The following is a 7,483-nucleotide window of genomic DNA, read 5'->3' on the forward strand; positions in this document are numbered from 1 at the left end:
TCAGGGCAGCTGGTTGAATTCGGCGTAGCCGTTGTGGTCGGGCTTCATCCCGGCGGCGACCAACTCCCACAGCACCTCATCGGTGCCCCCGCCGACGCGGGCCAGTTTCATGTCCCGCCACCATCTTCCGAGCGGAGTCTCCTCGACGAGATAGCCGGACCCGCCGAAGAGGTGCATGCACTCGTTCATCACCTCTTCGCCGAGGCGGGCGGCGTTGACCTTCATCGCGGCGGCGGTGCGAAGGTCGAGCTTTCCGGTCGCGGCGACCCCGTCGAGTGCGTAGCGCAGCATGTCGACGCGTGCCTGCAGGTCGGCCATCCGCAGCCGCAGTGCCTGGTGCTCCCACAGGCTGTTGCCGAACTGCTTGCGAACCATCATGCGCGCCTGCGTGATTCCGATAACCCGCTGCACTGACGTCGATACCAGCCCCGCCACCGACATCCGCTCCTGGGCCAGTCCCCAGGAGATGGCGGCCAGGCCGATGCCGGCGCGGGCGACCAGAGCGTCGGCGGGCACCCACGAGTCGATGTGCACGGCGGCCGTGTCGAGGGGGCCGGCGCCGACCTTGCGGTAAGGCGTCTGGATCTCACACTGCGCGAGTGGGACGGCGATCACCACGACGCTGCCGTGCTTGCTGTTGGGATCGTGGTCGACGTTGCGGGCCACGCACATGACGTGGTCGGCGATCGGGGACAGCGAGACGAACTTCTTGATGCCCTTGACCTCGAAACCGTCGCGGACAGAACGCACTTCGGTGCCGACGATCTGCAGGTCGGATCCGCCCGACTGCTCGGAGGCGCCGATGCACAGCACGGCCTCGCCGCGGATCGCCTGCTCGGCGATCTCCTTCAGATAATCCGACTTGCCGAAGCGGCGCAGGATCGCGATCGCGGAGTCGTGCAGTCCCACGCCGACCCCGATGCCCGCCGAGCCCAGCCAACCCAGCTTGCGGGCGAGCTCGATGACCTTCGCGACGTCGGGATGCTGTAGTCCCGGCGGCCACTTGGCGGCGAACACGCCCGACTCGCCGAGGTACTCGATGAGTTTGCGCGGGAACCGTTCCGTTTCTTCGGCTTCCGCCGTCCACGCGGTGACGCGATCGTCGAAGACCCGCTCGAGCAGGTCGCGGTAGCCTTCGAGCGGCGGTGCGTCCGGTGCGTCGGCGGTGGCTGTCATCGGCTTGCTCCCTCCAACGTGCGCTTGACTTCGAGCCGGCGAAGCTTGCCCGACGAGGTGCGGGGCAGCGCACCGGGTTTGAGGAACACCACGTCGGCGGGCACCACGCCGCAGTGCGACGCGACGCGGGCCACGATCTGGCTGCGGGCGCCGGGCTCATCGTCGCCCTTGAACTCCGCGGCGATCACCAACCCGGGCCGCGCCGAGGACTCGCCGGTTCCGACGGCCACCACGCAACCGTCACGGACACCGTCGATCTCGGCTGCGATGCGCTCGATCTCATTGGGGAACACGTTGCGGCCCGCCACCGTGATGAGTTCCTTGGCCCGGCCGCAGACGACCAGTCCGTCGTCGGTGAGATAGCCGAGATCTCCGGTGGGCAGCCACGAGTTCCGGTCGATCGGGGGCTCGCCGACGTATCCCGTCATCAGCGACGTGCCGCGGACCTCGACCTCACCGACCTCGCGACCGGTCACCTCGGTGGTGTGCTCGGCGTCGATGTTGATGCGGATCTCCATGCCCGGGATAGCGTGACCGAGGATCGCGAAGCGGCGCGTGGTCTCGCTGCCGTCGCTGATGACCTGTACGTCGTCGACGCGAAGGCCGGTGAACGGTTGGGGAACGCTGACCGCACAAGTGGATTCGGCCAGCCCGTAGGACGGGGCGAGGGAATTGGGGTTGAACCCGAAGCGTGCCATTTCGTCGGCGAAGCGTTGGTAGCCTGCGCAGTCCACCGGTTCTCCGCCGTTGAGCGTGAAACCGAGGTGACTGAGGTCGAGGTCCTTGACGAGGCCCGCGTACTTGCCGATGAGGTTGAAGGCCATGTTCGGCGCCGCGGTCATCGTGGCTTTGGTTTCCATCAGCCACTGAAGCCAGTTGAACGGGGAAGCGGCGAATGCCGACGTGGGCGCCTGCCACAGGTCGGCCTGCCCGAGCGTCGCGGTCAGCAGGAAGGCCAACCCCATGTCGTGGTAGATCGGCAACCAACTGTGCAGTCGGGACCGGTCGTTGACGTTGACCCTCTCGATCAGCCCGCGCAGGTTGGCCAGCGACGCGGCGGGCGAAATCTGTGCCGTGCGAGGCGTTCCCGTCGACCCCGCGGTCCCCTGCAGGATCGCGACGTCTGCGGTGTCCGGGCCGCGAAAGGACGTGGAGCGGTGCGGGTGGCCGACCTCGAGGAGGTCGTGAACGGCGATCGTGTCCGCGTGCTTGCTCAACAGCGCCAGTTCGTCACCGTGGCTGAACACCGACGTCACGCCGATGGAGGCGAACCGGTCCAGCGTGGTCTGCGCCCACTGTTCGGGGTCGGCGCGCCGGATGGGCCCGGGCAGGATCGACAACCCGGCGCCGGCGAAGAACGCGCCGGGAATGGCTGCGACGAACTCGACGGTGGGTTCACCGACCAGGCCGACGGCTGTCGCTTCGTCGTCGGCGATCCGCTCGGCCACGTTCTCGGCACGCGCGTGGACCTCCTGCCACGGATGGTGTGCCCACGAGCCGGCTTCCGCGTCGAGGACGGACAACGTCGTCGAGGCCCCCGACATCGCCGCCGACAGGGCTGCGGAGAGCTCAGTCACGAGTTCGTGGATGCGGCAGCCGATTTGGCCAGGATGGCCGCTTCCAGATCGCCGACCGTGTCGCAGCTGAGCAGGTCCTCTTCGCTCAGCGCCACGCCCAGCCGGTCTTCGATGGCCACCATCCCCACCGCGAACGCGACCGAGTCGAGGCCGACGTCGTCGATCAGGCGGGAGTCGCGGGTGACTCGTCGGACGTCGACGTTCATGTCGTCGCGCAGGATCTCGGCCAGCGCGACGCTGACGGCTTCTGGAGTAGACGGGTTCACGGCACGCGACGGTACTACGTCGGATCAGGTAAGGCTAGGCTTACCCGCGCTGCTCGCGGACAATCTCACAGCCTTGTTCCGATCCACATTCCCAACGCCGCGGCCGCGATGCCCAGCGCCAGGCTGACGACGATGTTCGCGATCGCGAGTCCGATGCGGCGGTCCGCGCCGAGTTCAAGGGTCTGCAGCATCCAGGTCGAGAACGTCGTGTACGCGCCTAGGAGCGCGACACCGGCCAGCAGTGCGGCGGTAGGGCCCAGTTCGGGGCCGGCGAGCAGGCCGAGCACCAGCGCGCCGGAGATGTTGACCACGAAAATGCCCGATGGGAATGCCCCGCTCAGCCGGTGTGACACCGTGCGATCGACGAGGAAGCGCAGCACCGCTCCGACCCCGCCGAGGACCGCGACGCCCAGCCACACCGCGACCGTCATCGTCGTGCCCATTCCGATGCCACCCAGGCCGCGGCGAGACCGGCGACGATGCTGGCCGACGCATATCCGGCCGCCAGCACGAAATGATCGCGCTCGATCATCCTGAGGATCTCGACCTGCATGGTCGAGAAGGTGGTCAGTCCGCCGCAGAAACCGGTGCCCAGCAGTGGGCGGCGGTAGCTGTCGTCTGGGAGTCGCGTGGCCACGTATCCCAGGACGAACGCGCCGACGATGTTGACGGCGAACGTCGGCCAGGGCCAGTGCCCGGGTTCGGGCGTAAGGAGCGTCTCGATCGCGGCACGGGCCAGGGTGCCCAGCGCACCGCCGACGAACACGGCGAGCACCTCGCGGCCGTCGTAACCAAGCACAAGCCAAAGTATGGCCGCACCCGAGCACGCCGCATGGCGACAAGGAGCAGAATCGGGTACATGGCGCCCCACCCCCGAGCCGGAAAGCCGGCCCAGCCCGAGGACCTCATCGACATCGCTTCGGTGGTGACGGCGTACTACACCCGAGAACCGGACCCCGAGAACGTCGATCAGCAGGTGGTGTTCGGCACGTCCGGGCATCGCGGTTCCAGCCTTGATGCGGCGTTCAACGAGGCGCATATCGTGGCCACGACGCAGGCGATCGTCGAGTACCGCGCCGCACAGGGCACCACCGGTCCGCTGTTCATCGGCCGCGACACCCATGCGCTGTCCGAACCGGCCTGGGCGTCGGCGTTGGAGGTGCTGGCAGCCAACGACGTTGTGGCGATGATCGATTCGGCCGATCGGTACACGCCGACACCGGCGGTCAGCCACGCGATCCTCACGTTCAACCGGGGTCGCGAGGGTGGCCTGGCCGACGGGATCGTCGTCACGCCGTCGCACAACCCGCCTTGGGATGGCGGATTCAAGTACAACCCGCCCAACGGCGGGCCCGCCGAGACCGACGCCACGGGTGCGATCGCCAAACGGGCCAACGAACTGCTGCGTGACGGGCTCAAAGGGGTCAAGCGGGTGCCGCTGGCGCGAGCGCTGCAGAGCGCGCAGCGCCACGACTACCTCGACGCCTACGTCGCGGATCTTCCCAACGTCGTCGACATGCACGCGATCAGCGCCGAGAAGATCCACATCGGCGCCGACCCGCTCGGCGGCGCGAGCGTCGACTACTGGGGCGCGATCGCCGAACGCCACAACCTCGATCTGACGGTGGTCAACCCGCTGGTCGACGCGACGTGGCGGTTCATGACGCTGGACACCGACGGCAAGATCCGGATGGACTGCAGCTCGCCGAACGCGATGGCATCGCTGATCGCCCACCGAGACCGGTACCAAATCGGGACCGGAAACGACGCGGACTCCGACCGGCACGGAATCGTCACCCCAGACGGTGGGCTGCTCAACCCCAACCACTACCTGGCGGTCGCGATCGATTACCTGTTCTCGCACCGGCCGTCATGGCCGGCGTCGACCGCGGTCGGCAAGACGGTGGTCAGTTCATCGATCATCGACCGGGTGGTCGCCGGGCTGGGTCGCGAACTGGTCGAGGTTCCGGTGGGTTTCAAGTGGTTTGTCGACGGGTTGCTGAGCGGGACAATCGGTTTCGGCGGTGAGGAGAGCGCGGGGGCGTCGTTTCTGCAACACGACGGGTCGGTGTGGACGACCGACAAGGACGGCATCATCCTGGCGCTGCTGGCTTCGGAGATCTTGGCGGTGACGGGTGAGACGCCGTCGCAACGTTACGGCAAGCTGGCCGAGAAGTACGGCGCCCCAACGTATGCGCGCGTCGATGCGCCGGCCGACCGCGAGCAGAAGGCGCGGCTGTCCAAGCTGTCGGCGGAGCAGGTCTCGGCGACCGAGCTGGCCGGTGAACCGATCACGGCGAAGTTGACGACGGCGCCGGGCAACGGGGCACCGCTGGGCGGGTTGAAGGTGACGACGGAGAACGCGTGGTTCGCGGCGCGGCCGTCGGGCACCGAGGACGTCTACAAGATCTACGCCGAGTCGTTCAACGGGCCCGAGCACCTGGCAGAGGTGCAGGAAGCGGCGCGCGAGGTGGTCAATAGAGTCATCGCGTGAGTTCTGAACCCGAGGGCGACAGCTCGACGGGGCCCGATGCGGCGGGGGCCGACCAGGCTGGGGCCAACGAGGCTGGGGCCAACCAGGCTGGGGCCAAGCCGAAGCTCCCGCGCGAGGTCTGGCTGCTCGTCGGCGCCAACGTCGTGGTGGCGCTCGGTTACGGGGTGGTGGCGCCCGTGCTGCCGCAGTACGCCCGTCACTTCGGGGTGAGCATCAGCGCGGCCACGTTCGTCATCACGGCATTCGCGTTGATGCGGTTGATCGCCGCGCCGCCCGCCGGCTTGCTCGTGCAGCGGCTGGGGGAGCGTCGGGTCTACATCAGCGGCCTGATCATCGTCGCGTTGTCGACCGGGGCGTGCGCGTTCGCGCAGACGTACTGGCAGCTGCTGGCGTTCCGCTCGCTGGGCGGATTGGGCTCGGCGATGTTCACGGTGTCGTCGCTGGGGCTGATGATCCGGATCTCACCGGAGAACGCGCGCGGACGCGTGGCGGGCCTGTTCTCGACGGGGTTTTTGGTCGGCTCGGTCGGCGGTCCGGTGCTGGGCAGCCTCACAGCGGGTTTCGGGTTGGCGGCGCCGTTTGTGATTTACGGTGCGGCGCTGATGGTCGCGGCGGGCGTGGTGTTCGTCAGCCTGCGCGGCAGCACGCTGGCGGCGCCGGAGCAGACGGCGGAGGCGGCGGTCTCGATACGTCAGGTGCTGCGCCACCGCGCCTACCGCGCGGCGTTGTTTTCGAACTTCAGCACGGGGTGGGCGGCGTTCGGGTTGCGCATCGCGCTGGTGCCGCTGTTTGTGGTCGAGGGCCTCGGCTACGGGGCGGGTGCGGCGGGCTTGGCGTTGGCGACGTTCGCGATCGGCAACGTCTCGGTGGTGATTCCCAGCGGGTATCTGTCCGACCGGATCGGCAGGCGCAAGCTACTGATCGTCGGGCTGACGGTGTCGGCGGTGTCGACGATTCTCGTGGGCTTCACGACGTCGCTGCCGATCTTCCTGGTCGCGGCGTACATCACGGGTGCGGCGACGGGCATCTTCGTCTCGCCGCAGCAGGCGGCGGTGGCCGACATCGTCGGGAACAAGGCGCGTGGCGGCACTGCGGTCGCGGTCTTCCAGATGATGGCCGACCTGGGTTCGATCATCGGATCGCTGGTGGTGGGTCAGATCGCCGAGCAGACCTCGTTCGGCGCGGCATTCGTGGTCAGCGGGGCGATCCTGGGGTTGGCCGCGCTGGGATGGGTGTTCGCGCCGGAGACGCGGCCCCGGCCCGCCGAGCACACGCCGGCGCGGGCAATTGGCCCCGAGGCCGGTGGGGAAGTGCCGTAACCAGCGATTTTGAGCGCTTCCGGCAGGTGGTGTAACTTCGATGGGCACGACTTCAGGGGCTATGGCGCAGCTGGTAGCGCACCACACTGGCAGTGTGGGGGTCAGGGGTTCGAGTCCCCTTAGCTCCACTCGATTGAGAGCCCGCTTCGACCATTGGCCGGGGCGGGTTTCGTCGTTCCTTGGCCTTCATCAGTCGGCATGTTGAGTCGGCGTCCTGTGATGATCCGAGGGCTGGGCTTTCTCGCTCGGCCGTCAGGCGGCCTGGTCTCCTGGGGGTGCCGGTCCGCCGGGCTCGCTGGATCCGGCAGTTGACACCGCGGCACCCGATTCGGCTTCGGTGACCTGGTTGTCGTCGGCGGGCTCAGCATTCGAGTGCGGGTTTGCGACTTCGTCGGCTATCTCGTTGTCGTCGCCGGGTGCTACCGCATGCCCCTCGTCGTCGACCACTTGGTCTTCGTCGGCGGGCTCGGCGTCCGATGCCGTGTCTTGATCCGGGGTGTCGGCCGGGTCGGTGGAGGGCGTCGAGAGTTGGTCGTCGGGTCGCAGGAGTCGTTCGGGGCGGTGGTAGTAGTTGAGCCGCGCCTGGCCGGTGTCCAGTTCGGGCGGCGGAAGCCATTCGACCTCGCAGCGCTCGTTCATCCGGGTGGTCCA

7 protein-coding genes, 1 tRNA gene and 1 pseudogene are annotated in these 7,483 nt (G+C 68.0%); 3 read left to right on the forward strand and 6 right to left on the reverse strand.

Features of this window, described 5'->3' with window-relative positions:
• The 5 genes from mbtN to crcB (A5790_RS13220) form a co-directional block, all read right to left on the reverse strand.
• Positions 1-1,176, reverse strand: coding sequence for a mycobactin biosynthesis acyl-ACP dehydrogenase MbtN (gene mbtN, locus A5790_RS13200; RefSeq protein ID WP_066844647.1), 1,176 nt, complete (start codon positions 1,174-1,176; stop codon positions 1-3).
• Positions 1,173-2,753, reverse strand: a complete 1,581-nt coding sequence (mbtM, locus tag A5790_RS13205; protein ID WP_082961706.1) for a long-chain-fatty acid--ACP ligase MbtM — start codon at positions 2,751-2,753, stop codon at positions 1,173-1,175. The genes mbtN and mbtM overlap by 4 nt, the downstream gene beginning before the upstream one ends.
• A complete protein-coding gene (locus A5790_RS13210; RefSeq protein ID WP_082693853.1) occupies positions 2,750-3,019 on the reverse strand; it encodes an acyl carrier protein in 270 nt (89 codons plus the stop codon). Before A5790_RS13210 ends, mbtM begins: the two co-directional genes overlap by 4 nt.
• Before the next feature lie 65 nt (positions 3,020-3,084).
• Entirely contained in the window at positions 3,085-3,462 is a 378-nt protein-coding gene (gene crcB, locus A5790_RS13215; RefSeq protein WP_066844650.1) for a fluoride efflux transporter CrcB, read from the reverse strand.
• Positions 3,447-3,818 carry a fluoride efflux transporter CrcB gene (gene crcB, locus A5790_RS13220; RefSeq protein ID WP_066844653.1) on the reverse strand — a complete coding sequence of 124 codons (372 nt, stop codon included), beginning with the start codon at positions 3,816-3,818 and terminating at the stop codon, positions 3,447-3,449. Before crcB (A5790_RS13220) ends, crcB (A5790_RS13215) begins: the two co-directional genes overlap by 16 nt.
• 60 nt (positions 3,819-3,878) lie before the next feature.
• Between crcB (A5790_RS13220) and pgm the strand changes: the two genes are divergently transcribed.
• The 3 genes from pgm to A5790_RS13235 all read left to right on the forward strand — a co-directional run bounded on the left by pgm (position 3,879) and on the right by A5790_RS13235 (position 6,960).
• The gene (gene pgm / locus A5790_RS13225; protein WP_066844656.1) at positions 3,879-5,513 is read left to right on the forward strand and encodes a phosphoglucomutase (alpha-D-glucose-1,6-bisphosphate-dependent); all 1,635 of its coding nucleotides are present in this window, start codon (positions 3,879-3,881) and stop codon (positions 5,511-5,513) included.
• On the forward strand, positions 5,510-6,832 hold the full coding sequence (locus A5790_RS13230) for an MFS transporter (protein WP_066844658.1): 1,323 nt from the start codon (positions 5,510-5,512) through the stop codon (positions 6,830-6,832). Before pgm ends, A5790_RS13230 begins: the two co-directional genes overlap by 4 nt.
• 55 nt (positions 6,833-6,887) lie before the next feature.
• A tRNA-Ala gene (locus A5790_RS13235) sits at positions 6,888-6,960 on the forward strand.
• 124 nt (positions 6,961-7,084) lie between these two features.
• Here A5790_RS13235 and A5790_RS13240 read toward each other — a convergent pair.
• Positions 7,085-7,483: pseudogene (locus tag A5790_RS13240) on the reverse strand (hypothetical protein); the annotation flags it as partial.

It is taken from the genome of Mycobacterium sp. 852002-51152_SCH6134967 (assembly GCF_001667105.1).
Lineage (GTDB): Bacteria > Actinomycetota > Actinomycetes > Mycobacteriales > Mycobacteriaceae > Mycobacterium > Mycobacterium neumannii_A.